The 25,517-nt window shown below is 72.5% G+C and carries 21 protein-coding genes and 1 pseudogene; 16 read left to right on the top strand and 6 right to left on the bottom strand.

What is annotated here, in order from left to right; all coding sequences use genetic code 11:
* A pseudogene (locus B0E54_RS22360) lies at nt 1–630 on the top strand (MFS transporter); the annotation flags it as partial.
* Between the two features lie 13 nt (nt 631–643).
* Here the strand turns inward: B0E54_RS22360 and B0E54_RS22355 are convergent.
* Entirely contained in the window at nt 644–1,000 is a 357-nt protein-coding gene (locus B0E54_RS22355; protein ID WP_007454464.1) for an STAS domain-containing protein, read from the bottom strand.
* Between the two features lie 165 nt (nt 1,001–1,165).
* Between B0E54_RS22355 and B0E54_RS22350 the strand changes: the two genes are divergently transcribed.
* Genes B0E54_RS22350 through B0E54_RS22325 form a run of 6 tightly spaced genes read left to right on the top strand, consistent with a single transcriptional unit; the run spans nt 1,166 to nt 6,754 of the window.
* Entirely contained in the window at nt 1,166–2,026 is an 861-nt protein-coding gene (locus tag B0E54_RS22350) for an STAS domain-containing protein (RefSeq protein ID WP_234587808.1), read from the top strand.
* Complete coding sequence (locus tag B0E54_RS22345; RefSeq protein WP_234587807.1) at nt 2,026–2,436, top strand: STAS domain-containing protein; 411 nt, start codon at nt 2,026–2,028, stop codon at nt 2,434–2,436. Before B0E54_RS22350 ends, B0E54_RS22345 begins: the two co-directional genes overlap by 1 nt.
* A complete protein-coding gene (locus B0E54_RS22340; RefSeq protein ID WP_234587805.1) occupies nt 2,433–2,852 on the top strand; it encodes an ATP-binding protein in 420 nt (139 codons plus the stop codon). Before B0E54_RS22345 ends, B0E54_RS22340 begins: the two co-directional genes overlap by 4 nt.
* Nucleotides 2,849–3,856: a SpoIIE family protein phosphatase gene (locus tag B0E54_RS22335; protein ID WP_374109300.1), complete on the top strand. Its 1,008-nt coding sequence runs from the start codon at nt 2,849–2,851 to the stop codon at nt 3,854–3,856. The genes B0E54_RS22340 and B0E54_RS22335 overlap by 4 nt, the downstream gene beginning before the upstream one ends.
* Nucleotides 3,853–5,214: a sensor histidine kinase gene (locus tag B0E54_RS22330; protein ID WP_234587803.1), complete on the top strand. Its 1,362-nt coding sequence runs from the start codon at nt 3,853–3,855 to the stop codon at nt 5,212–5,214. The genes B0E54_RS22335 and B0E54_RS22330 overlap by 4 nt, the downstream gene beginning before the upstream one ends.
* A 1-nt stretch (nt 5,215) precedes the next feature.
* Complete coding sequence (locus tag B0E54_RS22325) at nt 5,216–6,754, top strand: SpoIIE family protein phosphatase (RefSeq protein WP_234587802.1); 1,539 nt, start codon at nt 5,216–5,218, stop codon at nt 6,752–6,754.
* A 37-nt stretch (nt 6,755–6,791) separates the two neighbouring features.
* Here the strand turns inward: B0E54_RS22325 and B0E54_RS22320 are convergent, their stop codons facing one another.
* A complete protein-coding gene (locus B0E54_RS22320; RefSeq protein WP_234587801.1) occupies nt 6,792–7,610 on the bottom strand; it encodes an AraC family transcriptional regulator in 819 nt (272 codons plus the stop codon).
* Nucleotides 7,611–7,641: 31 nt separating this feature from the next.
* Here B0E54_RS22320 and B0E54_RS22315 point away from each other — a divergent pair, with 31 nt between their 5' ends.
* From B0E54_RS22315 to B0E54_RS22290, 6 genes are all read left to right on the top strand, one after another.
* On the top strand, nt 7,642–8,220 hold the full coding sequence (locus B0E54_RS22315) for a TIGR03086 family metal-binding protein (RefSeq protein WP_234587800.1): 579 nt from the start codon (nt 7,642–7,644) through the stop codon (nt 8,218–8,220).
* 162 nt (nt 8,221–8,382) lie between these two features.
* The gene (locus B0E54_RS22310; RefSeq protein WP_234587799.1) at nt 8,383–8,919 is read left to right on the top strand and encodes a PadR family transcriptional regulator; all 537 of its coding nucleotides are present in this window, start codon (nt 8,383–8,385) and stop codon (nt 8,917–8,919) included.
* Entirely contained in the window at nt 8,916–9,617 is a 702-nt protein-coding gene (locus tag B0E54_RS22305) for an ABC transporter ATP-binding protein (protein WP_234587798.1), read from the top strand. The genes B0E54_RS22310 and B0E54_RS22305 overlap by 4 nt, the downstream gene beginning before the upstream one ends.
* Entirely contained in the window at nt 9,614–11,137 is a 1,524-nt protein-coding gene (locus B0E54_RS22300) for an FtsX-like permease family protein (protein WP_234587797.1), read from the top strand. The genes B0E54_RS22305 and B0E54_RS22300 overlap by 4 nt, the downstream gene beginning before the upstream one ends.
* Nucleotides 11,138–11,250: 113 nt before the next feature.
* The gene (locus B0E54_RS22295) at nt 11,251–11,682 is read left to right on the top strand and encodes a hypothetical protein (protein ID WP_234587795.1); all 432 of its coding nucleotides are present in this window, start codon (nt 11,251–11,253) and stop codon (nt 11,680–11,682) included.
* Nucleotides 11,679–13,808, top strand: coding sequence for a bifunctional polysaccharide deacetylase/glycosyltransferase family 2 protein (locus B0E54_RS22290; protein WP_234587793.1), 2,130 nt, complete (start codon nt 11,679–11,681; stop codon nt 13,806–13,808). The genes B0E54_RS22295 and B0E54_RS22290 overlap by 4 nt, the downstream gene beginning before the upstream one ends.
* 13 nt (nt 13,809–13,821) lie before the next feature.
* Here the strand turns inward: B0E54_RS22290 and B0E54_RS22285 are convergent, their stop codons facing one another.
* Complete coding sequence (locus B0E54_RS22285; protein ID WP_234587790.1) at nt 13,822–13,992, bottom strand: hypothetical protein; 171 nt, start codon at nt 13,990–13,992, stop codon at nt 13,822–13,824.
* A gap of 90 nt (nt 13,993–14,082) precedes the next feature.
* Nucleotides 14,083–16,179: a S9 family peptidase gene (locus tag B0E54_RS22280; RefSeq protein WP_234587788.1), complete on the bottom strand. Its 2,097-nt coding sequence runs from the start codon at nt 16,177–16,179 to the stop codon at nt 14,083–14,085.
* A gap of 96 nt (nt 16,180–16,275) precedes the next feature.
* On the opposite strand from B0E54_RS22280, the gene B0E54_RS22275 reads away from it, so the two are divergent.
* Complete coding sequence (locus B0E54_RS22275) at nt 16,276–17,634, top strand: FAD-binding oxidoreductase (protein ID WP_234587786.1); 1,359 nt, start codon at nt 16,276–16,278, stop codon at nt 17,632–17,634.
* A 22-nt stretch (nt 17,635–17,656) separates the two neighbouring features.
* Here the strand turns inward: B0E54_RS22275 and B0E54_RS22270 are convergent, their stop codons facing one another.
* Entirely contained in the window at nt 17,657–19,726 is a 2,070-nt protein-coding gene (locus B0E54_RS22270) for a SpoIIE family protein phosphatase (RefSeq protein ID WP_234587785.1), read from the bottom strand.
* 355 nt (nt 19,727–20,081) lie between these two features.
* Here B0E54_RS22270 and B0E54_RS22265 point away from each other — a divergent pair, with 355 nt between their 5' ends.
* On the top strand, nt 20,082–24,449 hold the full coding sequence (locus tag B0E54_RS22265) for a HAMP domain-containing protein (protein ID WP_234587784.1): 4,368 nt from the start codon (nt 20,082–20,084) through the stop codon (nt 24,447–24,449).
* Nucleotides 24,446–25,000 (top strand): two-component system response regulator, encoded by a 555-nt coding sequence (locus B0E54_RS22260; RefSeq protein ID WP_234587783.1) that lies wholly within the window; start codon nt 24,446–24,448, stop codon nt 24,998–25,000. The genes B0E54_RS22265 and B0E54_RS22260 overlap by 4 nt, the downstream gene beginning before the upstream one ends.
* A gap of 9 nt (nt 25,001–25,009) precedes the next feature.
* Here B0E54_RS22260 and B0E54_RS22255 read toward each other — a convergent pair whose 3' ends face one another.
* Complete coding sequence (locus B0E54_RS22255) at nt 25,010–25,507, bottom strand: GbsR/MarR family transcriptional regulator (protein ID WP_234587782.1); 498 nt, start codon at nt 25,505–25,507, stop codon at nt 25,010–25,012.
* Between the last annotated feature and the right edge of the window lie 10 nt (nt 25,508–25,517).

Below are 25,517 nucleotides of genomic sequence, written 5' to 3'. Positions count from 1 at the left end.
CGGGCGGGCGCGCGGCGCGCGACGCCGACGGCGGCCGTCGCCGCGCCGACGCGGGTCCGCCCGGCGCGGACCCGGCTGGGCTGGGCCATGGCGGTCTACTTCGGGGCGCAGTCACTCAGCGGGTACGCGATCATGGGCTGGCTGGCCCAACTCTTCCGCGATGCCGGCTACCGGCCGGAGTCGGCCGGGCTGCTGCTCGCCGGGGTGACCGCGCTCGGCGTGCCGATCGCGCTGCTGATGCCCACCCTCGCCGGCCGGCTCGCCACCCTGCGTCCGCTGGTGCTCGGCCTGACGGCCGCCTCGACGCTGGCCTACCTGGGGCTGGCGCTGGCCCCGCACGGCGCCGCACTGCTCTGGGTGGCCCTGCTGGCGATCGGCCAGGGCGCGTTCCCGATGATCCTCACCACGATCGGCCTGCGGGCGCGCACCGCCGAGGGAACCGTCGCGCTCTCCGCGTTCGCGCAGAGCACCGGCTACGTGATCGCCGCCCTCGGCCCGCTGATGGTCGGCATCCTCTACCAGGTCACCGGCGGCTGGACGGCGCCAATCGGATTCCTGCTGGCCGCACTCGCCGTGCAGACGACGGCGGGCATGGCGATCGCCCGTCCCCGCTACGTCGAGGACGAGTAGGTCGCAACAGCGATCAGGAGGACGCCGGGGTGGGTTCGCCGGCGACGGCCTCATCAACCGTCGGGTAGGTGTGCAGCACCTCGACGAGCCCGCTCACCTCGAGGATGCGCAGCACCCCGCGCTGCGGAGCGGCCAACCGCACCACACCGCCGGCCTCGTCACAGCTGTTCTTGGCACGAACGAACACCGACAGACCGGTCGAGTCGCAGAACGAGACGTCCGCCAGGTCGAACACCAGCCGGTTACGGCCCTTGTCGAGCAGGTCGGTGATCTGATCCTGCAACTGCGGTGCGGTTGCCATGTCCAGCTCGCCCGCGACCGACACGACGACCACGTCGCCGCGTTGTTCCGTATGCACCGTCAGGGACATTCGCCAGACCTCCTGTTATCGGGGGAACGGTATCCCACGAACGCGATCCGACGAAGAACGGGAGCCGGCACCCGGTGGCCATCATCATTCCATTGCTACGGAGCAAGTAGTTGCCCAGACCCCGGTGATAGAGTCCGGCCGGTCCAGGTCGAGGGGGGTTTCACGATGGCGTTGAACGCCGAGGAAAGTGGTCGGCTCGCCGCGCTGCTGGGTGGGCATGCCGAGCAGGTCACGCAGCGGTGGACCGACATCGTCGCGAGCTCGCTGCGGGGCCGGCTGAGTCACGCCGAGCTGCGCCGGCAGGTCGAGGACCTGCACCGTGCCATCGTCGGCGCGGGTGAGCAGGGCGCGATCGACCTGTCCGCCGAGCACGCCGCAGAACTGCGCGCCGCGCTCTCCGAGCTGTCCCGGGGCAGGGCCCGACAGGGCTTCTCCGCCACCGAGACGACGATCAGCATCTTCGCGCTCAAGGACGTGCTGGCCGACCTGGTGCAGGGGTCCGCCACCGCCGACGCGCTGCACGACTACGTCGCCTTCTCCAAGCTGGTCGACGAGCTGGGCCTGTTCACCTTCGAGAGCTTCGTCCGCACCCGCGAGAGCCTGATCGCCGACCAGGCCGAGCAGCTGCTCGAACTCTCCACCCCGGTGGTCAAGCTCTGGGAGGGTGTGGTCGCCGTCCCGCTGGTCGGCACGCTGGACTCGGCCCGCGCCCAGGTGGTCATGGAGCGGCTGCTGCAGACCCTGGTCGACACCGGCTCCCCGTACGCGATCATCGACATCACCGGCGTCCCCGCCGTGGACACCCAGGTCGCCCAGCACATCCTGAAGACCGTGGTGGCCGCCCGGCTGATGGGCGCCGACTGCATCATCTCCGGCATCCGTCCGCAGATCGCGCAGACGATCGTGGCGCTCGGCATCGAGTTCGGTGACATCGCGACCAAGGCGAGCCTGGCCGACGCGCTGCGGCACGTGCTGCGGCTCAACGGGGTGGAGACCGCCCGTCGCCAACCACGCCGGGACGTCTGATGGAACGCGTACCGATCCTCAAGATCGGTGACATCCTGCTCGTCTCCATCCAGCTCGACATGTCCGACCAGACGGCGGTCCAGCTCCAGGAGGACCTCGCCGAGCGGATCGTGGCCACCGGCTGCCACGGCGTCATCATCGACATCACCGCGCTGGACATCGTCGACTCGTTCGTCGGGCGGATGCTCTCCACCATCGCGTCGATCTCCAAGGTCCTCGACGCGGAGACGGTGGTGGTCGGCATGCGACCCGCCGTCGCCATCACCCTTGTCGAACTGGGGCTGTCACTGAACGGCATCCGTACCGCGCTGAACGTCGAGCGCGGCATGGAGCTGATCGCGGCGGCCCGCGCCGACGAGCTCGACCACCAGCTCGACGACGATCCGGACGCCGAGACGGCCACGCCGTGACCACGGGCGTCGACCTGGGCCAGCCGCAGGCACAGGCGGTCCGCAGCGATGAGGACGTCGTCCGCGTCCGGCAACTGGTCCGCACGGTGGCGGTCGCCGTCAAGCTGTCCCTCGTCGACCAGACGAAGGTGGTCACCGCGGCGAGCGAGCTGGCCCGCAACACCCTGGTGTACGGCGGCGGCGGCACCGTCGAGGTGACGACGGTGGAGAACGGTCGTCGCAAGGGCGTCCGGATCGTCTTCGCCGACTCCGGCCCCGGCATCGCCGACCTCGACCTGGCCCTGACCGACGGCTACACCACCGGCGGTGGCCTCGGCCTCGGGCTCAGTGGGTCCCGCCGACTGGTCGACGAGTTCGAGATCGACACGTCGGCGGAGACCGGCACGCGCATCACGGTGACCAAGTGGTCGCGGTGAACGGGGACCCGGTCACCGACAGCGGCATCTGGTTCCGGGTGGAGGCCGGCAGCACCGCCAGCGCCGTACGACGCGCAGCGGAACGCCTCGGCGAGCAGATCGAGATGGGTGCGGCGCGCATCGCCGACCTGGCCATCGTCGCCGCCGAGTTGACCAGCAACCTCGTCAAGCACGCCGACAACGGTGTCCTGCTGCTCCGGCCGGTCCGCCGCGCCGGGCAGGCCGGCGTGGAGCTGGTGGCGATCGACTCCGGGCCCGGCATGGCCGACCTCGCCGTCTCGTCCCGCGACGGGCACTCCACCACCGGCACGCTCGGCATCGGCCTGGGCGCCATCGTGCGGCAGGCGAGCTGGTTCGACGGGTACTCCGTGCCCGGTCAGGGCACCGTCCTCGCCGTGCAGGTCTGGCCGGCCGAACCGGCCCAACCCTCCTGGGCCGGCGCCCTCACCCGGCCCATTACCGGCGAGACGGTCAGCGGCGACGGGTACGCCGTCCGCCTCGCCGACGGCCGCCACCAGGTCCTCGTCAGCGACGGGCTGGGGCACGGCCCGCTGGCCGCCGCCGCCACCGAGGCGGCGCTCGCGGCCTTCCGCGACGCCCCGGCCAGCCCGCCGGCGGCGGTGGTCAGCCACCTGCACCGGAGCATGTCGCACACCCGCGGCGCCGCGCTCGCGGTCGCCGAACTGGCGGCCGACGTGCTGCACTACGCCGGCCTGGGCAACATCAGCGGCGTGATCGTCGACGGCGACGGCAAGCGCCGAGGGCTGGTGTCGCTGCCCGGCATCGCCGGGCACCAGCGGCCGACGGTCCGGGGCTACGACTACCCGTTCAGCCCCGGCGCCCGGCTGGTGATGCACAGCGACGGCGTGGTCGACCGCTGGCGGTTGACCGACTACCCGGGTCTCGCCGAACGATCACCGCTGGTGATGGCGGCGACCCTGCTGCGCGACGCCGGCGTGCGACGCGACGACGCCTGCGTTCTGGTCGCGAGGTCGTGGACATGAGCGCGGAGCCGGCCGCGCCGCCGCTGCTGCAGATGGCGCTGCGGGTCGAGCAGGACATCTTCGTCATCCGCCAGCGGGGCCGCGAGGTGGCCAACGTGGTGGGCCTCGAACACCAGGACCAGGTCCGGATCGCCACCGCGCTCAGCGAGGTCGCCCGGGACCTGCTGCGGACGACAGGCGGCGCGGACGTCGCGTTCCACATCGACGCGGGACCCGACGGCAGGCTCCACCTCCGCGCCGACCTGGCCCCGGTGACCCCGCTGCCCGACGGCCGGTACGAGCCGCAGTCGGGTGCGGTGTCCCGCCTGGTCGACTCACTCAGCGTGTCGACCGCCGAGGGGGTTACGGTCGTACGGATGTCCCGAAGAGTCCCGGCCAACGCGCCGACGCCGACTCCGGAGCGGCTGGCCGAGTTCCGTGCGGAGCTGGGCCGCACCGCCCCGGCCAGCGCGCTGGACGAGCTGACCGTGCAGAACGGCCAGCTCATCGCGGCACTCGACGAGGTACGCAGCCAGCGCGACGAGCTGGCCGTGCTGAACGAGGAGCTGGCCGAGACCAACCGGGGTGTGCTGGCGCTCTACAACCAGCTCACCGAGGAGCTGGAGGAGACCAACCGGGGCGTGGTCGCTCTCTACGCCGAGCTGGACGAGAAATCGGCCCAACTGCGCGCCGCGAGCGAGTCGAAGAGCCGCTTTCTGGCCAACGTGAGCCACGAGCTGCGCGCCCCGGTCACCGCGATCATCGGGTTGGGGCGTCTGCTCGCCGACTCCTCCTCCGACCCGCTGACCGCCGAACAGGCCCGCCAGGTGGGCCTCATCCGCTCGTCGGCGGAGGACCTGCTCGGGCTGGTCAACGAACTGCTGGATCTCGCCAAGGCCGAGTCGGGCCGGATCGAGCCGGACTGGGCGGACGTGGATCTGCGCCCGGTCTTCGGCCAACTGCGCGGCACCATGCGGGCGCTGGCCACCCGGCCGGGTGTGGAGCTCACCGTGGAGGAGCCGACCGCGCCGGCCGTGCTCCGCACCGACGAGGTGCTGCTCGGCCAGGTGCTGCGCAACCTGCTGCACAACGGGTTGAAGTTCACCGCGCGCGGCGAGGTGCGGCTGCGCGCCTGGCACCGCGACGACAGGTGGAACTTCGAGGTCAGTGACACCGGGCCGGGCATCGCGCCCGAGCTGCACGATCGGATCTTCGAGGAGTTCTACCAGGTGCCGGGGGCGACCCGGGTCGGCGGCACCGGCCTCGGCCTGCCGTACGCCCGGCGGCTGGTGACCCTGCTCGGGGGCACGTTGGAGCTGTCCAGCGAGCCCGGCCGGGGCAGCACGTTCACCGTCTCCCTGCCCACCGGCGGAGCGTGACGTGGACGGCGGCCCGGCGACAGTCCTGGTGGTCGATGACAGTCGTACCAAGCGTTACCTGCTGGTCAGTTGGCTGACCCGGGCGGGGTACACGGTCCTCGAAGCGGAGAGCGGCACCGAGGCGCTCGCCCGGGTCGAGACGGAGCGGATCGACCTGGTGGTGCTCGACGTCCGGCTGCCCGACCTGAGCGGCTACGAGGTGTGCGAGCGGATCAAGGCGAACCAGCCTGCGATGCCGGTGATCCACGTCTCCGCGCACGCTGTCGATGTCGCCGACCGCGCCCAGGGGTTGACCCGGGGAGCGGACGCGTACCTGGCCGAGCCGATCGAGCCCGAGGAGCTGATCGCCACCACCCGGGCGGTCCTGCGCTACTACCGGGCCCGCCAGCGTGCCGAACTGCTCGCCGAGCGGCTGCTGGGCCTCGCCGACACGACAGTGGCGGTGCACGCCGCGTCGACCTTCGCACGGCTGCTCGAGGTCGCGGCGGAGGGCGCCGCGCAGATCTTCAAGAGCCCCGCCGCCGTCATCGCCGAGACGTTCGACGGTGACTGCATCGCCGGCATCTGCGCCGGCCCCGGCGCCGAGGCCGCCATCGTGCCGTGGGTCGTCGACGACACCGGGGTGCCCACCGGCGCCACGGTCCGGGTGGAGTCTCCGGCGAACTGGGGGTTGCTCACCTGGCCGGCGGACGATTCGGTGACGGTGGCCGCCGCTCGACTGCGGGAGGACCGGGCACCGCTGTACGTGGTGGTCCCCACCGCCACCCAGACCGCCCGAACGCCGGTCCTCGTGCAGCTCGCCCAGGCCGTGGCCGCGGCGGTCGAGGCCCAGCGCTCCTTCGACGAGGAGCACCGCATCGCCGTCACCCTCCAGCGCAGCCTGCTCCCGCGCAGCCTGCCCACGGTGACCGGACTCGATTTCGCGGTGCGCTACGAGCCCGCCAGCGCGCAGACCGAGGTGGGTGGCGACTTCTACGAGCTGGTGATGCTCGACGGGCACCTCCTGCTGGCGATCGGCGACGTGGCCGGCCACTCGCTGCACGCGGCCACCGTGATGGCCGAGCTGCGGCACGCGGTGCGGGCGTACGCCGTCGAGGGGCACCAGCCCGGCGAGATCCTGCACCGGGTCAACGAGCTGATGCGCACCCTGCTGCCGAACGAACTGGCCACGCTCTGCGTCCTGCTGCTGCACCCGCCGAGCGGGCGGGTCCGGCTGGCCAGCGCCGGTCACCTGCCGCCGCTGCTCAACCAGAACGGCACGGTCGAGTTCGTGCAGCACTCGGCGCCGCTGCTCGGCGTCCGCGCGCCCCGACCTGCCGACCTGGAGTTCGTCCTGCCGGCCGGCGCCACCCTGGTGTTCTACACCGACGGGCTGATCGAGCGCCGGGACGCCACGATCGACGAGGGGCTGGCCGCGCTCGCGGCGGTCGCCACCACCGTGGACGAGAACCTGGACGACTTCTGTGCCCGCCTGCTGGTGGAACTGGCCCCGGCCAAGATCCAGGACGACGTCGCAGTGGTCGTCCTGCGCCGTCGCTGAGCACGGCGACGGCTGTCCGGTGGTCGCTGCGCGCGGTTCAGTGCACCGAGCGGGCGTACGCGGCGGGTGACACTCCGGCGACGGCGGTGAAGTCGCGGACCAGGTGGGCCTGGTCGCTGTAGCCGAGGGTGGCGGCGAGGCCCGCCCAGTCGAGGGGCGCCCCGGCGGCCTGCTCGACGGCCTCCTGGAGGCGGTAGCGCCGGATCACCCACTTCGGGCCGACCCCCACGCACTCGGTGAAGAGCCGCTGGAGCCGGCGGACCGGAACGCCGTGCCGCGCGGCGAAGTCGTCGACGCGCAGCACCGTACGGTCGGCCCGGATGGACTCGGCCAGCCGGACGGCCTCCGCCGCGGCCGGGTCCGGGTCCGGCGCCCACGCGGTGAGCGCCGCGTCGAGCGCGCGACAGCGGTCGGTGTCGGTGTCCGCGCAGACGGGATGGGCGGGACGGGTCAGCCGGCCGGCGGGCAGCGGCAGCCGACGGCCGGTCAGCTCGGCCACCGGCCGACGCCAGAACGGGTGGAAGCCACCGGGCCGGAACTGGATCCCGCAGACCCGGCCGGTGCCGGTGAGCGTGATCCGGAACAGGTCACGGCCCACCCCGGCCACCTCGCCGGTCTCCGCCGCGTCGCCGCCGTCGCCGTCACTCGCGCCGTCGCTGCGGAACACCACGTTCACGGCGGGGTGCGGCACGATCCGTTGCTCGAACGGCGCGCTCAACGTCCAGTCGATCAACCAGTAGTGCTCGACCCATCCGCGCAGCGGTTCGGCCGGCAGGTGCCGCCGGAAGCGGACCTCGCGCAGCAACCGCGCCGGGTCGAGAATGCCCCGGCTGTCGCCGCGCGGTCGCTGTCGCATTTCTTCAAGACCACCCTCATACGCTGGCCGTATGGCCACTCAGACTAGCGATCTGCTGGCGGCTGCCGCGCCGCGAACCGTCGACGTCGTACGCGGTATCGCCGACGACCAGCTCGACAGGCCCACGCCGTGCCGCGACTACGTGGTCCGGGATCTGCTCAACCACCTGTTCGAGGTGGTGGTGAACTTCCAGGACCTGGCCGAGAAGAGGCCGGTGGAGTGGGCCGAGAAACCCGATCACCTGGACGACGGCTGGCGGGACCGGTTCGCTGTCGAGACCGACCGCCTGATCGCCGCCTGGTCGGACCCGTCCACCCTGGAGGGCGTGTCGCCGGGCATGGGCCTGCCGCAGACCGTCGTCGGCGGCATGGCGCTGCTGGACCTGACCGTGCACGGCTGGGATCTCGCCGTGGCGACCGGCCAGCCCTATCAGCCCGCCCCGGAGGCGGTGACCGAGCTGCACGCCCTGGTCGAAAGGTTGGGCCCGACCGCCCGCAAGATGGGCGTCTTCGCCGACCCCACCCCGACGCCACCCACCTCCACAACTGCCGACCTGGACCACCTCCTGACCCAGACCGGCCGAACCCCCACCTGGCCCCAAACCCACTAACCCCGGGTCCACCCACCTCTTTCGCCTCGGTGATCAAGAGGTCTGCGTCATCAGCGGGGCCGGATCTGACCCGAACCTCTTGATCACCAGGGGTCAGGGTCCGGAGGGGCGGGGAGGGAGGGGTGGTTGACGGAGGTATTCGCTGGGTGAATAGTGGGCGGGGTGTCCACGCCGCATGTGCTGCTCGGGTTGCTCGCTGGGGGCAGCCGGCACGGTTATGAGCTCAAGCGTGCGCACGACCAGCGGTTGCCGCGGGCTCGGCCGTTGGCCTTCGGGCAGGTCTACGCCACCCTCGGCCGCCTGGAACGGGACGGTCTGGTGGCCACCGCGGGTCAGGACCGCGCCTCCGGGCCCGACCGCACGACGTACGAACTGACCGACGAGGGTCGCTCCACGCTGGACCACTGGCTGTCCGCCGTGGAACCACCGATGCCGTACGTGGCCAGCACGCTCTTCGCCAAGGTCGTGGTGGCGCTGCTGGTCGCCGACGTCGACCGGGCGCGGTCGTACCTGGTGTCCCAGCGCGCGGCGCACACCGCACGGCTGCGGGAGCTGACGGCGGTCAAGACCGACCCGGCCGCCACCCTCAACGACGTGGTCGCGGCCGACTTCGCGATCGCCCATCTCGACGCGGACCTGCGGTGGCTGCACACCACCCTGGGCCGGGTCGCCGACTGGCACCGGGAGGTGCACGCGTGACGCAACTCCAGGCTCGCGGCGTGGTTCGGGCGTACGGCCCGACGCCCGCCCTGCGCGGTGTGACGCTCGACGTGGCCGAGGGCGAGATCGTCGCGGTCACCGGTCCGAGTGGCTGCGGCAAGTCGACCCTGCTGCACTGCCTGGCCGGGATCCTCCGGCCCGACGCGGGCGAGGTCACCTGGCGCGGCCACCGGATCGACACCTGGTCGGAGGCGGCCCGGTCCCGGCTGCGGCGCACCGAGTTCGGCGTGCTGTTCCAGTTCGGGCAGCTGGTCGCCGAGCTGACCGCGGCCGAGAACGTGGCCCTGCCCCTGCTCCTCGCCGGCACGGGGCGGCGAGAGGCACGGACGGCGGCCATCACCTGGCTGGAACGGTTCGGGGTGGCCGACCTGGCCGACCTCCGGCCGGGTGAGATGTCCGGTGGTCAGCAGCAGCGGTGCGCCACGGCCCGGGCGCTGGTCACCGAACCGTGGGTGCTCTTCGCCGACGAGCCGACCGGCGCGCTGGACACGCTCACCGGCGAGCAGGTGCTCACCCAGCTGGTCCGGCTCGCCCGCGAGCAGCGCACGGCCGTCGTGCTGGTCACGCACGAGCCCCGGATCGCCGCGTACGCCGATCGGGAGATCGTGCTGCGCGACGGCCTGGTGGACCACACCGGCCTGGGGCTCGACGTGCCGTTGGCGGGCGGCTCCCGGTGAGGCCGGCGACGCTGGTGCGGCTCGCGCTGGCCGGCAACCGGACCGACACGGCGCGGGTGGTGCTGACCGCGCTCAGTGCGCTGCTGGCGGCGCTGGCCGGGCTCGCGGCGCTCACCGTGCTGGCCATCCAGAAGCCGGCCGGCGACGCCTGGGCGGAGTCCGAGCAGTACCGCAACGCGCTGCTGCGTGAGCCGGGGCTGCGCGGGGGGACGGCGTTCGCGTTGCTGATGCTGGCCGTGCCGGTGCTGGCGCTGGCCGGTCAGTGCGCCCGGCTCGGGGCGCCGGCCCGGGACCGGCGACTCGCCGCGCTCCGGCTGGCCGGCGCCACCCCCGGTCAGGTCACCCGCCTGGCGGTGCTGGAGACCGGCCTGGCCAGCCTGCTCGGCACCCTCGCCGGGCTGGGCGTCTACCTGGCCGGCCGCGAGCTGCTGCACCGGCCGGACGAGCAGGGTCGGCTGGCCCTGCCCACCGACGTGCTGCCGTCGGCCGGCGCGGCTGTCGCGGTGGTGCTGGGTCTGCCGGTGGTCGCGGCGCTGGCCACCGCCCTGATGCTGCGGACGGTCACGACCAGCCCGCTCGGGATCAGTCGCAAGGCCGCCCGGGAGCGGGGTCCACGCCCCTGGGCCGGGCTGCTGATCGGCCTGGGGCTGGCCTGCTTCGTCGTCATCCGACCGGTGCTCAACCAGGTCGACGGGAACAGCGTGCTGCTCGGCTGGCTGGTGCCGCTGCTGTTCCTGGCGGGTGGGCTCGCCGCGATGATCGGGGTGGTCATCGGCACCGGCTGGATCTCGCACACCTGCGGACGGTTGCTGCGCCGGCACGCCCGGGGCGCGTCGGCGCTGCTCGCCGCGGGTCGGCTGATGGCGGACCCGTGGGCGGGCAGCCGGACGTTCGCCGCGTTGCTGGCCGCCGTGATCTTCGGTGCCGGCGCGGCGGCGCAGCGCGCCTACTTCGTCGCGCAGGACGAGGCGGAACGGGAACAGAACCGGCTCGCCGGGGTGGACGCGGGCACCAACCCCTTCTACCTGTCGACGATGAATCTGGTCGACGCCGCGGTGGCCGTGGCGGTGCTGATCGCGGCGGGTGGCCTGATCGTCGCGCTGGTCGAGGGGATCGTGGCCCGCCGACGCGCCTACGCCGCGCTGGTCGCCGCCGGCGTGCCCCGCAGCACGCTCAGCGCATCGGTTGCCTGGCAGGCGCTCACCCCGGCCGTGCCGGCGATCCTGCTGGCGCTCACCGTGGGCCTGCTGCTCGGCCGGGGGCTCTTTCGCAACATAACCACGAGCGGGTCGTCGGTTGCGGTCTGCGACGCCGGCGCGGCGCTCTGCGACGATCCGGCCACCCGCGACCAGTACACGCGGATCGTGCAGACCCCTGGGGTGGAGCGGGCGATCGCCGTACCCCTGGAACAGCTGGCCTGGCTCGGCGCCGGCGCCCTGGCGGCGGTGCTGGTGACGGTCGGCGTCGGCCTGCTCTTCCTCCGGGTGAGCACGGCGGTGGACGAGCTGCGGACGGCCTGAGCGATGTAACGCCGCCGCCCGCGGTGCCGCTGTCCGCATCGGGAGCCCGACCATCGGGTCTCCGCGCCGGACCGGACGGTTCGTGGCGCGTGCGACGGCGGGAGTTTCGGCAGATGCACAACCAACCGGGCGGTGCCCCGCCGGTGTTCGTCGACGGGACGGGCCGTCGCCGTCGGCTGACCGTGATCGCGGGCACCGCGATGGGCCTCGGCCTGCTCACGAGCCTCGGGCTGATCGCGGCCGGGCTCTTCCTGGACACGTCGGTGCCGCTGCCGGGTTGGTCCGACGACGGTCGCGCCCCCCGACCGGTGGAGGCCGGCGTGGACGGGGCCGACCAGCCGCGGGTGGCCGATCCGCGGCCGTCGCCCAGCCCGGTGACCCGCACGTCGGCGCCCCTGCCCGGCCCCACGGCGACCGTCGGCGCGCGACGTTCCTCCCCGCCTCCCGCCGTCACGACGGCGCCCTCCACCACCGGTCAGCCGGGCCGGGGGGACGAGCACCGCAACACCGCGAAGCCGAACAGGTCCCCCGGTAAGCCGCAGTGACGACAGCGCGACACGTGGCCCGGCGCGATCCCCGGGCGCACTGGCTTCTGCTCCTGCTCGGACTGCTCCTGCTGCTCGCGGCGCTCACCGTGAACGGCCTGGTGACCGGCATCGCCGGCGGCTCCGGCGCTCCGGCGGCCGGCGGTCCGACCGCGGCCGGCGTGCCCGCGACGGTCGGCACGGGCGGGCCGGTGCTGCGGCTGGACGGAGACGAGCCGGTCAGCCGCGCCCTACCGGACCGGACCATCGCGCTGACGTTCGACGACGGACCGGACCCGCGCTGGACCCCACAGGTGCTCGACGTGTTGCGTCGCCACGGTGCGCACGCCACGTTCTTCGTGGTCGGGGCCCGGGTGAACGAGCATCCGGAGCTGGTCCGGCGGATCCTCGCCGAGGGCCACGAGATCGGGTCGCACACCTTCACCCATGCTGATCTCGCCGCGGTGCCGCCATGGCGGCGTGACCTCGAACTCTCGCTGACCCGCAAGGCGATCGCCGCAGCCAGCGGCCAGGAGGTCACCTTGCTCCGGCCGCCGTTCTCGTCGCTGCCGACGGCGCTGACCGGCCCCGAGTACGACGCGTTGCGCGCCGCGGCCGGCACCGGGCACGTCGCGGTGCTCGCCGACCGGGACACCAGGGACTGGCAGCGACCCGGCGTCGACGAGATCGCGCGGGCCGCAACCCCGAAACGGGGGCGGGGCGCGGTGGTGCTGATGCACGACGGCGGCGGTGACCGGACGCAGACGGTGGCCGCACTGGACCGGCTGCTGCCGGCCCTCACCGGGCAGGGCTACCGGTTCACCACCGTCTCCGCCGGCATCGACGCCGGCCCGTCGATGGTCGCGGCGGGCGTCGACAGCCGCCTCAGCGGCACCGCGCTGCGCTGGACCCAGACCGGCGCACGCTGGTCGGCGCAGGCGATGAACCTGCTGCTCGCCGTCGCCCTGGTGCTCGGCGTGGCACGGCTGGCCGTGCAGGTCTTCTGCGCCCAGCGGCACGCGCGCCGGGTCCGCCGACGCCGGCACACCCGACCCGAGGTGCGCGCCCCGGTGTCGGTGATCGTGCCGGCATACAACGAGGCCGCGAACATCGCCGCCACGGTCCGCTCCCTCATGGCCAGCGCGTACCCCGCGCTGGAGGTGATCGTGGTGGACGACGGGTCGGACGACGGCACCGCGGACATCGTCGAGCGGATGGGGCTGCGCGGCGTACGCGTGATCCGGCAGGCCAACGCCGGCAAGCCTGCGGCGCTGAACACCGGCATCCGGGCCGCCCGGGCGAACCTGCTGGTGCTGGTGGACGGAGACACGGTCTTCCAGCCGGACACCGTCCACCGGTTGGTGCAGGAGTTCGCCGATCCGTCGGTCGGCGCGATCAGCGGCAACACGAAGGTCGCCAACCGGCGTCGCCTGCTCGGCCGGTGGCAGCACCTGGAATACGTGATCGGCTTCAACCTCGACCGGCGGATGTACGACGTCCTGGAGTGCATGCCGACCATTCCCGGCGCGATCGGCGCGTTCCGCCGCGAGGTGCTGCTACGAGTGGGCGGAGTCCCGGCGGACACCCTGGCCGAGGACACCGACCTGACCATGAAGGTGCTCCGGGCCGGCTGGCGGGTGGTGTACGAGGAGTCGGCGATCGCCTGGACCGAGGCGCCCTCCTCGCTGCGTCAGCTCTGGCGACAGCGCTACCGCTGGTGCTACGGGACGATGCAGGCGATGTGGAAGCACCGGCACGCGCTGCGCGAGTCGGGCGCCGGTGGCAAGCTCGGCCGGCGCGGTCTGCCGTACCTCACGGTCTTCCAGATCGTGTTGCCGCTCAGCGCGCCCGCCGTCGACGTGTTCGCCGTGTACGGCCTGCTCTTCCTGCCGTGGTCGACCCTCGCCCTGGCGTGGGCGGGTCTGCTGGTGCTGCAGGCGGCCACCGCCGGCTACGCGCTGCGCTTGGACCGGGAACGGTACGGGCCGCTGTGGGCGCTGCCGTTCCAACAGTTGATCTACCGACAGCTGATGTACCTCGTGGTGGTGCAGTCGGTGGTCACCGCGCTGATCGGCAACCGGTTGCGCTGGCAGCGGATGGTGCGGACCGGTGAGGCCGCCGCGCTGGTCGGCGCCGGGCGCGGCTGAGCGGGGCGCCCGGTCAGGTCGGGGCGTGGAACAGGCCGGCGGACCAGGAGATCAGCAGGCCGACCGCGGCGGAGCAGCAGCAGACGACCAGGGCGGCGGCCACCACCCCCAGGATCATCCACGCGGACCTGCGCCGGGCCGCGCTCGGCGGCGCGTCGGCACCCGCATCGACCTCGTCGCTCATTCCGGGAAGTCTAGGCGGGCATGATCGCGCAGTTCCTGGATGTGGTGGCCTCGACGGCCGGGTGAGGCCACCACATCCGGGATCAGAGCATCAGGCGCGACCGAGGCGGTCCAGGACCCAGGCGTTGATGAACGCCTCCTCGCGCCAGGCGTCGTAGCGACCGCTCGGGCCACCGTGCCCGGCACCCATCTCGGTCTTGAGCAGGTAGTCGCCCTGCGGCGCGGTCGCCCGCAGCCGCGCGATCCACTTCGCCGGCTCGGAGTAGAGCACCCGCGTGTCGTTGAGGCTGGTCACCGCGAGGATCGCCGGGTAGTCCACCGCCGCGACGTTCTCGTACGGCGTGTACGACTTCATGTACGCGTACACCTCGGGGTCGTCGAGGGGGTTGCCCCACTCCTCCCACTCGGTGACGGTCAGCGGCAGCGACGGGTCGAGGATCGACGTGAGCGCGTCCACGAACGGCACCTGCGCCACGATCCCCGCGAACGCGTCCGGCGCGAGGTTGGCGACCGCGCCCATCAGCAGGCCGCCGGCCGAGGCGCCCCGGGCGACCAGCCGGTCGCTGGCCGTCCAGCCGGCCTTGACGAGGTGCCGGGCGCAGGCGACGAAGTCGGTGAAGGTGTTCTTCTTGGCCAGCATCTTGCCCTGGTCGTACCAGCGCCGGCCCAGCTCGCCACCGCCACGGATGTGCGCCACCGCGAAGACCACGCCCCGGTCCAGCAGGGACAGGCGGGCCACCGAGAACCACGGGTCCATGCTGGCCTCGTACGAGCCGTAGCCGTACAGCTCGCACGGCGCCGAGCCGTCCCGGGGCGTACCGACCCGACAGACCAGCGAGATCGGCACCCGCGTGCCGTCGTCGGCGAGCGCCCAGTCGCGGTGCTGCTCGTACTCGGCCGGGTCGTACGGCCGACCGTCCGGCCCGGGCAGCACGGGCTTCTGCTTGCGCAGCACCATCTGCCGGGTGACCAGGTCGAAGTCGTACACCGAGTCGGGGGTGACCAGCGAGGAGTAGCGCAGCCGGATCTGCCCCGTGCGGTACTCCGGGTTGGCGTCCAACCCCACGCTGTAGAGCGGCTCGGGGAAGTCGATGTCGTACGAGTCGTCGCTGCCGACCGGCAGCACCCGCAGGCCGGTGAGCCCGTCGGTGCGCAGCGACACCACCAGGTGGTTGGCGAACGCGTCGACCGCCTCCAGGCGGGTGCCGGGGGTGTGCTCGATCAGCGGCACCCAGTCGCCCGGGACGTCCGCCGAGGTGAACGCCAGCGCGAAGTCCTCCGCGCCGTCGTTGTGCAGGATCAGGAAGCGGTGGCCGTGGTGCTCCACGGCGTACTCGACGCCCTGCCGGCGGGGCGCGATCACGGCCGGCGCCCCGGTGGGGTTGCCGGCCGGGATCACCAGCACCTCGCTGGTGATCTTGCTGTGGATGTCGATGAGGATGAACTTCTCCGACCGGGTCAGCTCGACGCCCACCCAGAACCGCTCGTCGTCCTCCTGGTGGACCACGACGTCGTCGGCGGCGGCTGAGCCGATGGTGTGCCGCCAGACCTTGTTCGGCCGCCAGGCGTCGTCGACAGTCACGTAGAACAGCACCGATGCGTCGGCCGACCAGGCGGTGCCGTAGAACGTGTCGGGCACCTCGTCCGGCAGCAGCTCGCCGGTGCTCAGGTCCTTCACGCGCAGGGTGAACCGTTCGTCACCGGAGAAGTCGGTCGAGTACGCCAACCAGCGTCCGTCCGGGCTGACGTCGAACGCGCCAAGCGAGAAGAAGTCGTGTCCCTCGGCCAGCAGGTTGCCGTCGAGCAGCACCTCCTCGCCGTCGAGCGGTGCGCCGTCCGCGCTGACCGGCGGGTCGGTCTCGCCGCCACGGACCGCGCGTCGGCAGTGCACCCCGTACTGCTGGCCCTCGATCGTCCGGGTGTAGTACCAGTGCCCGCCCTTGCGGGTGGGCACGGACAGGTCCGTCTCCCGGGTCCGCTGACGGGTCTCCTCGAACAGCTCACCCCGCAGGGCGGCCAGGTGCGCGGTGCGCTCCTCGGTGAACGCGTTCTCGGCGGTCAGGTAGGCGATCGTCTCCGGGTCGTCCTTGGCGGCGAGCCAGGCGTACTCGTCGACGACCGTGTCGCCGTGGTGGGTGCGCTCGGTGGGCACCCGCTTCGCCGCGGGCGGGGCAGTCTCGGTGGTCACGGCGGCCACGTTACCGGCCGGCTCACCCTGCGTGCCGGACCAGTGGCATCCCGAAGGCCATCACCACGGCTTTCGAACACATGTACGATAGCCGGCATGGCGGCAGCAGCGAGTTCCCTCGGTCGGTCCGGAGCCCTCGAGATCACCCGGCGACTGACGGCGATCTGCGGTCCGCCGTTCGCCCGACTCGCCGGCCCGGCCGACGAGGTCGCCGGGCGTCCGGCCCGCTGGGTGGCGGTGCCCGGTGGCCCGCACGCCGCGGCCGAGGTGCTGCGGCTGGCAGCCGTGCACGACCTGGCGGTGGTGCCCCGAGGCGCCGGCACGAAGATCGACTGGGGTGCCACCCCCACACAGGTCGACATCATGCTCGACACCGGCCGGCTGGCGGGCATCGGCCACGAGCCGGTGGGCGCTCCGGTGGCCGAGGTGGGTGCGGGCACCCCGCTGCGGGCGGTGCAGGCCACTCTGGAGCGCACCGGGCAGCGGCTCGCGATGGACGCCCCGTCGCCGGGCGCGACGCTGGGCGGGGTGCTCGCGGCCGGGGAGGCCGGGCCGCTCCGGCACCGCCACGGCAGCCCGTGCGACCAGCTCCTCGGCGTCCGCTACCTGGGCGCCGACGGTGAATTGGTGAGCGCCGGCGGTGGCGCACCGGGGCTCGACCTGGCCCGCCTGCTCTGCGGCTCGCAGGGCGCCCTCGGCGTGCTGGTCTCGGCGAGCCTGCGGGTGCAGCCGGTGCCGGCCACCCGGCTCTGGGTGTCCCGTCCGGTGTGGACGCCGCTGGAGGTCCACGACCTGGTCCGGGCGATTCTCGCCGCCCGACTCGAGCCGGCGGCCATCGAGCTGGACCTGCCCGGCGGGCCGCCCCGACCGCGCACCGCCTACCCGCCCGGCCACCCCGCCGCCACCGCCCGCGAGCGCCACCCGTCGATGTCCGGCCGGCCCAGCGCCCCGTCCCGGGCGGGCAGCCTGGTCGTGCTGCTGGAGGGTGGCCCGGCCGAGGTCACCGAGCGCGCTGAGCGGCTGGTCGGGCTGCTGCACGGCGAGGCGACGGTCGCCCACTCCGCCCCGCCGTGGTGGCGGCGTTACCCGTTCGCGCCCGGCGACACGGCGCTGCGCCTGGAGGTGCCGATCAGCGATCTCCACGCCGCCGTCTACGCGCTGCGGGACGCGGCCGGCGCCCCCGTGCCGGTGCGGGGCTCGGCCGGGATGGGCGTGGTGCACGCAGCCCTGCCCGGCGCGGTGGCACCCGACCGGGTGGCGTCCATCCTGGCCGCGGTCCGTGGCGTGCTGCTGGCCCGGCAGGGCCGCTGCGTGGTCGTCTCCGCCCCCGCGGCGGTGCGCCAGGCCGTCGACCTGTGGGGCGAGCTGGCCGGCCTGGCCCGGCTCCGGGCCGCCAAGGAACACCTCGACCCGGAGCACCGTCTCGCCCCCGGCCGCCTCCCCGGCGGCCTGTGACCCGGGATCGGGCGTGTCGGCGTCAGGCCGCGTCGTTGCGCAGCACCAGCACGGCGATGTCGTCCCGGGGCGGCTCGACCGAGAAGTTGATCGCGGCGGCTCGTAGGCGGGCGGCGACCACGTCGGCCGAGTAGCCGGCCAACGGCGCTGCCGCGTCCCGCAGCCGGTCGGTGCCGAACAGCTCCCGGCCGCGCCGCCGCTCGGTGACCCCGTCGGTGTAGAAGATCAGCGAGTCACCCGGGGCGAGTGTGATCTCGGCGGTCGGCGAGGTGATCGTGTCGAGCAGGCCCAGCGCCGTGCCGCCGGTGCCGACGAACCGGGCGCCGCCCCCACCGGCCAGCAGCACCGGCCGGTCGTGCCCCGCCAGGTGCAGGGAGACGTCCAGGCGGTCACCGTCACCCGGCCCGACCGCCGCCAGGGCCAGCGTGCAGTACCGGCCGCCACCCCGCTCGACAAGCGTCTCGTTGAGCCGGGCCAGCGCCTCCGGCAGCGGCTTGCCGTCGCCGACCAGCACCCGGATCACGTCACGGACCAGCCCGGTGACCGCCGCCGCCTGGACGCCCTTGCCCGAGACGTCCCCGATCACCACGAGCCAACGCCCGTCGGGCAGCGGCACCACGTCGTAGAAGTCGCCACCCACCTCGGCGTCGTCGCCGGTCGGCACGTACTCGGCGGCGAAGCCGATGCCGTCCACCACGGGCAGGACGGGCGGCAGCAGGGAGTGCTGGAGTGTCTGCGCGACCCGTCGGCGCTCGGCGTGGATGCGGGCGTTCTCGATCGCCAGCGCGGCCCGCCGGGCCACGTCCTCCAGCACCGCCACCTCGTCCGGGTCGTGCCGGTGCCGTTGGTGCCGGCCCACCGCCAGGGTGCCGAGCCGCTGGCCGCGGGCGATCAGCGGGACCGCGAAACCCTCCATCGGCCCGCCCAGCGGGATCTGCGCCGCGCTGCGGGTCGCCTCGCGCAGCCGGGCCTGGATGGAGTCCTGGCCGGTCTCGGCCAGCACCTTGTGCAGTTGCGGCAGCATCGACTCGTCGGCGTGGCTGGCCGCCGCCAGACGCAGTCGGCCCCACTCGTCGGTGGTGTGCACCGCGCACCACTGGCCGAGGCGGGGCACCACCAACTGCGGGATCAGCGCCATGGTCAGCTCGACGTCCAGCGACTGGGCCAGCAGTTCGCTCGCCTCGGCCAGGAACGTCAGCCACGCCTGGCGGCGTACGTCCGCCCGGCGCAGCCGGTCGTTCTCCAGGTGCAGCGACAGGCGCTCGGCGGTGAGCACCGCCAGCGGTCGGGCGTACGCCGACGGCGCGGCGTCCAGCTCCAGCTCCCCGGCGTACGGGCGGTGCACAGTCAGCGGCACCCGTAGCAGCTCGCTGTCGGGGCGGGGCTGCCGGCCGAAACGCGCCAGCAACTGTCGCCCCTGACCGTCGCCCCGGTCCAGTCGGATCGCGCCGCCGGCCGCGCCGACCATCTCGGCGACCCGGCTCAGCAGGCTGGCGGCGAAGTCGGGCAGCGGGTCGTCCGCGTACACGTCGGGGGCGGTCTGCATGAGTTCGCTCATCGCGCCGGCGCTCGGCGCCGAGCTGTCGACGGCCTCGGGGTTGCCGGCCATCGACGTGCCGCCGGAGCTGGCCCCGGCCGCCGGCTCGGCGCCGGGACGGTCCAACCGGAACCAGACGCCCTTGCCGGTGGGCAGGTACGTGGTGCCCCAGCGGCTCGCGAAGTGGTCGACGAGAAGCAGTCCGCGACCGCGTACGGAAACCTCGTTGATCTCGGTCGCGTCGTTGCGGGTGCCGACGGTCAGCTCGTCGTTGCCCGAGCTGGGCGCGAAGTCGGAGACGGTCACGGAGAGCCCGACGCCGTCCGCGACGACCTCGATGTCCAGTTCGGTGCCGGCGTGCTCGACGGCGTTGGTGGTCAGCTCGGTGGTGAGCAGCAGCGCCTCGTTGACCAGGTCGTCCAGGTGCGCCTCGGCGAGGACGGAGCGGACGACCGCGCGGGCGGCGGCGGGCGTACGACGGTCGGCGGGCAGGCGGACACGCCGGACGGCCCCGCTTTCGGCCCCGGCCGTCGCGGCCCCCGCCTCGGCTGACACCCCCGTATCCTCCACCGTTCCCCCGTCGGGTGCCAAGCCGATGCGCGATCGGCGGGGCGGGCGTCGGTCGGCGGAGCGCGCCGGGCGCGTGACGGCGGGCTCGGCGCGAAAGGCCCGCACCGGTGACGACGGGGCCTGGCAGCGTCCCGCCAACTCGGGGTCGGCCACGCGATCCCTCCGGTGACCAGCGCCACTCGGCGAGGTCTGTGCCGGGTTGGGCGTCGCCGGGGGGATCGCGGAGGCCACCAGGGCCGATCGGCGGGTCGCGCACCCTGGCACTACGGCGCGCGCGGGCACAATATGGGGTGCCGGTGTGTCCGTACGGGCACGGGCCCCCCGAGCTGAGCGAGGAATGATGACCACGGCGAAGCAGTCGGTCGCGGATCCGTCCGCGCCCGACCACGAGGCGCTCCTCGGTGAGTTGACCGAGGCGCTGCGACGGATCGGTCGCGGCGACCTGAAGGTCCGGCTGCCCCGCCGTGCCGGCAAGGCCGGCGAGGTGGCGGACGCCTTCAACGAGGTGGTTTCGCTCCAGGAGCGGCAGTACCTGGACCTGCGGCGGATCAGCCGGATCGTCGGTCGGGACGGCCGGCTCACCGAGCGACTCGACGACGAGGGGCTGGACGGCTCCTGGGCGGAGGGGCAGCGGGCGATCAACTCGCTGATCGACGACCTGGGCCGGCCCACCACCGAGATCGCCCGGGTGATCGTGGCGGTCGCGGACGGCGACCTGTCCCAGCACATGGCGTTGGAGATCGACGGTCGGCCGCTGCGCGGTGAGTACCTGCGCATCGGGCGCACCGTCAACACGATGGTCGACCAGCTGTCGTCGTTCTCCAACGAGGTGACCCGGGTGGCCCGTGAGGTGGGCACCGAGGGCAAGCTGGGCGGCCAGGCCGACGTCCGGGGCGTCGCCGGCACCTGGAAGGACCTCACCGACTCGGTGAACACCATGGCGTCGAACCTGACCGGCCAGGTGCGGTCGATCTCGCAGGTGGCGACGGCGGTGGCCAAGGGCGACCTGTCGCAGAAGATCACGGTCGGCGCGCGCGGTGAGGTCGCCGAGCTGGCCGCCACGATGAACTACCTCACCGACACGCTGCGGCTCTTCGCCGAGCAGGTGACCCGGGTGGCCCGTGAGGTGGGCACCGAGGGCAAGCTGGGCGGCCAGGCCGAGGTGCCGAACGTGGCCGGCACCTGGAAGGACCTGACCGACAGCGTCAACTCGATGGCGTCGAACCTGACGGCCCAGGTCCGCAACATCGCGCAGGTCTCCACGGCTGTCGCGCGCGGTGACCTCTCCCAGAAGATCACCGTGGCGGCGCAGGGCGAGATCCTGGAGCTGAAGGACACCGTCAACACGATGGTGGACCAGTTGTCGTCGTTCGCCGACGAGGTGACGCGGGTCGCCCGTGAGGTGGGCATCGAGGGCAAGCTCGGTGGTCAGGCGCAGGTGCGTGGCGTCTCCGGCACCTGGCGGGACCTCACCGAGAACGTCAACCAGCTCGCCGGCAACCTGACCAGCCAGGTCCGCAACATCTCCCAGGTCTCCACCGCGGTGGCGAAGGGCGACCTGTCGCAGAAGATCACCGTCGACGCCCAGGGCGAGATCCTGGAGCTGAAGAACACCGTCAACACCATGGTCGACCAGTTGTCGTCGTTCGCCGACGAGGTGACGCGGGTGGCCCGCGAGGTGGGCACCGAGGGCAACCTGGGCGGTCAGGCGCAGGTGAAGGGCGTTTCCGGCACCTGGCGGGATCTGACCGACAACGTGAACTCGATGGCGTCGAACCTGACCAGCCAGGTCCGCAACATCGCCTCGGTGACCACGGCGGTGGCCAAGGGTGACCTGTCGCAGAAGATCACGGTGGACGCGCGGGGCGAGATCCTGGAGTTGAAGTCGACCGTCAACACGATGGTGGATCAGCTGTCGTCGTTCGCCGACGAGGTGACGCGGGTGGCCCGTGAGGTGGGCACCGAGGGCAAGCTCGGCGGTCAGGCGCAGGTGCGCGGGGTCGCCGGCACGTGGCGGGACCTGACCGACAACGTGAACTCGATGGCGTCGAACCTGACCGCCCAGGTGCGCAACATCGCGCAGGTCTCCACGGCGGTGGCGAAGGGTGACCTGTCGCAGAAGATCACGGTGGACGCGCGGGGCGAGATCCTGGAGCTGAAGTCGACTGTCAACACGATGGTGGATCAGCTGTCGTCGTTCGCCGACGAGGTGACCCGGGTGGCCCGTGAGGTGGGCACCGAGGGCAAGCTCGGCGGTCAGGCGCAGGTGAAGGGCGTCTCCGGCACCTGGCGGGACCTGACCGACAACGTGAACTCCATGGCGTCGAACCTGACCAGCCAGGTCCGCAACATCGCCTCGGTGACCACGGCCGTGGCGAAGGGCGACCTGAGCCAGAAGATCACCGTGGACGCGCAGGGCGAGATCCTGGAACTCAAGTCGACTGTCAACACGATGGTGGATCAGCTGTCGTCGTTCGCTGACGAGGTGACCCGGGTGGCCCGCGAGGTCGGCATCGAGGGCAAGCTCGGCGGTCAGGCGCAGGTGAAGGGTGTCTCCGGCACCTGGCGCGACCTCACCGAGAACGTCAACCAGCTCGCCTCGACCCTGACCACCCAGCTGCGGGCCATCGCCCAGGTGTCCACGTCGGTGACCCGGGGCGACCTGACCCAGCGGATCGCGGTCAAGGCGCAGGGCGAGGTCGCGGAGCTGAAGGACAACATCAACCAGATGATCGTCACCCTCCGGGAGACGACCAAGAAGAACGCCGAGCAGGGCTGGTTGGACTCCAACCTCGCCCGCATCGGTGGCCTCCTGCAGGGCCAGCGGGACCTGGGCGAGGTCTGCCGCATGATCATGATGGAGGTGACCCCGCTGGTCGACGCCCAGCTCGGCGCCTTCTTCCTGGCCGACGACACCGACGGCAGCATGCGGCTGCGGTTGACCTCGTCGTACGGGTACGTGGCGCGCGGGCACGACGTCACCTTCGGCCCGGGTGAGGGGTTGGTCGGTCAGACCGCCCTCTCGCGCCGGACGATCCGGGTCAGCGCCTCCCCGAACAGCCGCCTCACGCTGCGCTCCGGCCTGGCCGAGACACCCCCGTCCGACCTGGTGGTGCTCCCCGTGCTGTTCGAGGGGGAGCTGCTCGGGGTGATCGAGTTCGCCAGCGTGGCGGCGTTCTCCGAGCTGCACCTGTCGTTCCTGGAGCGGCTGGTGCTCACCATCGGCATCGCGGTCAACACCATTCAGGCCAACCGGCGTACGGAGGAGCTGCTGGCCCAGTCGCAGCGGCTCGCGCACGAGTTGCAGGAGCAGTCGGCGGAGTTGCAGCGCACCAACGCCGAGCTGGAGGAGAAAGCCACCCTGCTGTCCGAGCAGAAGGGCAACATCGAGACCAAGAACCGGGAGATCGAGCTGGCCCGGCTGGGCCTGGAGGAGAAGGCGCAGCAGCTGACCCGGGCGTCGGCGTACAAGTCGGAGTTCCTGGCCAACATGAGCCACGAGCTGCGTACGCCGCTGAACTCGCTGCTGCTGCTGGCCCGGCTGCTGGCCGAGAACTCGGAGCAGAACCTCAACCCGAAGCAGATCGAGTTCGCCCGGACCATCCACAGCGCCGGTTCGGACCTGCTCTCGCTGATCGACGACATCCTGGACCTGTCCAAGATCGAGGCCGGCCGGATGGACGTCGAGCCCACCGAGATCCGTTTCGCGGAAATCCGTGGCTACGTGGAGCAGGCGTTCGCGCCGCAGGCCGAGGAGAAGCACCTCGACTTCCAGGTACGGGTCAGCAAGGATCTGCCGCCGGCGTTGGTCACCGACGCGCAGCGGTTGCAGCAGATCCTGCGCAACCTGCTCTCCAACGCGGTGAAGTTCACCGACAACGGCGCGGTGACGTTGCGGATCGCCCCGGCGGGCGAGAACGCGGTCTTCGACGTGCCGGCGCTCACCAACGCCCAGCAGGTGATCGCGTTCACGGTGATCGACACCGGCATCGGCATCTCCGACGACAAGCTGTCGATCATCTTCGAGGCGTTCCAGCAGGCGGACGGCACGACCAGCCGCCGCTACGGCGGCACCGGCCTGGGGCTGTCGATCAGCCGTGACCTGGCCCGGCTGATCGGCGGCACCATCACGGTGTCGTCGGCGCCCGGACAGGGTTCGACGTTCACGTTGTTCGTGCCGCAGGTCCTCGCTCCGGACGCGGTGGTCGCGCCCCAGGCGCCGTCACCGCAGCGCGCCGGCCTGCCGTCGTCGCTGCTGATGCCGCCGCTGGAGCTGCTGCCGGCGCGGCCGGAGGCGCCGGCCACCCGTCAGCTGGACGGTGCCACAGTGCTGATCGTGGACGACGACGTCCGCAACGTCTTCGCTCTGACCAGCGCGTTGGAGCTGCACGGCATGACCGTGCTGTACTCGGACAACGGGGCGGACGGCGTCCGCCTGCTGGCCGAGCACCCGGAGGTGGACATCGTGCTGATGGACGCCATGATGCCGGACCAGGACGGATACGAGACGACCCGCCAGATCCGCCGTAACCACCGGTTCGCCGATCTTCCGGTCGTCTTCCTGACCGCGAAGGCGATGCCTGGTGACCGCGAGTCCGCGCTGGCGGCCGGCGGAAGTGACTACATCACCAAGCCGGTCGACCTGGACGACCTGATCGAGCTGATGTCGTCCTGGATCAGTGGCGGCCGGACCGAGGAGACTTCGTGACCCAGATGGCCAAGGCGCTGCTCGTGGACGACCGCCGCGAGAATCTGATGGCACTGGAGGCGATCCTGCAGGGCCTTCCGGTGCAGTCGGTGGCCGTGGAGAGCGGTGAGGCGGCGCTCAAGCAGCTGCTGGTGGACGACTTCGCGGTGATCCTGTTGGACGCGCAGATGCCGGACATGGACGGCTTCGAGACGGCCAGCCACATCAAGCGCCGGGAGCGGACCCGGCACGTGCCGATCATCTTCCTCACCGCCGCCGACCGGGACGCCCAGCTCGCGCTCCGGGGTTACCAGGTGGGCGCGGTGGACTACCTGACGAAGCCGTTCGACCCGTGGGTGCTGCGGGCCAAGGTGTCGGTCTTCGTTGAGCTGTGGGTGAAGACCCGGCAGTTGGCCGCCCAGTCGGACCTGGTGCGCGAGCGTGACACGCAGTGGCGGCGGCTCACCGACGCGGTCGACGAGGCGACCACCCTGCTCCGCGCCGACGACGAGGAGTCGCGGAGCCGGGCGGTGGAGCTGCTTGAGCAGGCCCGCTGGGGCAGCTCCGCCTGACCGGGCCGGTCAGCCCTCGCCGGGGCGCAGATGGCCGGTTTGGGCCCGGCGGACCCGCCAGCGCTCGCCCAGCGAGTCGATTTCCTCCTGGACGAAGATGAAGAAGTCGCGCATCTCGGCGACCCGTTCGCCGGCCGGTGTCTCGGGGCCGTTGAGGGCGGCCACTCCACCCTCGGCTACGTCGATGAACGTCTTGTAGATCGCGGTCTTGGTGATGGTCCCCTCGTACCAGGGGTTCTCCGGCATCCGGTAGCGATCGCGGCGGGACCGGGGGACGGGCTCGCGGATCAGCATGCCGAACTGGGTGAGATAGCGGACCGCGCCGCTGACCGCCGCCGCGCTGACGCCGAGCCGCTCGCCGATCTCGGCGGCGGTCAGGGGGTCGTCGGCGCTCATCACGGTGAACAGCACCCGGGCGGCCATCCGTGGGAAGCCGACCTCGGCGAACGTGAGGGCCATCCGTTCGACGAAGAGGTGCACGGGGTCGTGGCCGTCGTCGGCTGCCATGGCGGTCCCT

This window comes from Micromonospora sp. MH99, assembly GCF_021442385.1.
GTDB lineage: Bacteria > Actinomycetota > Actinomycetes > Mycobacteriales > Micromonosporaceae > Micromonospora.
The sequence above is the reverse complement of the archived record's forward strand: the minus strand, read 5'-3'. Positions and strand labels throughout refer to the sequence as shown.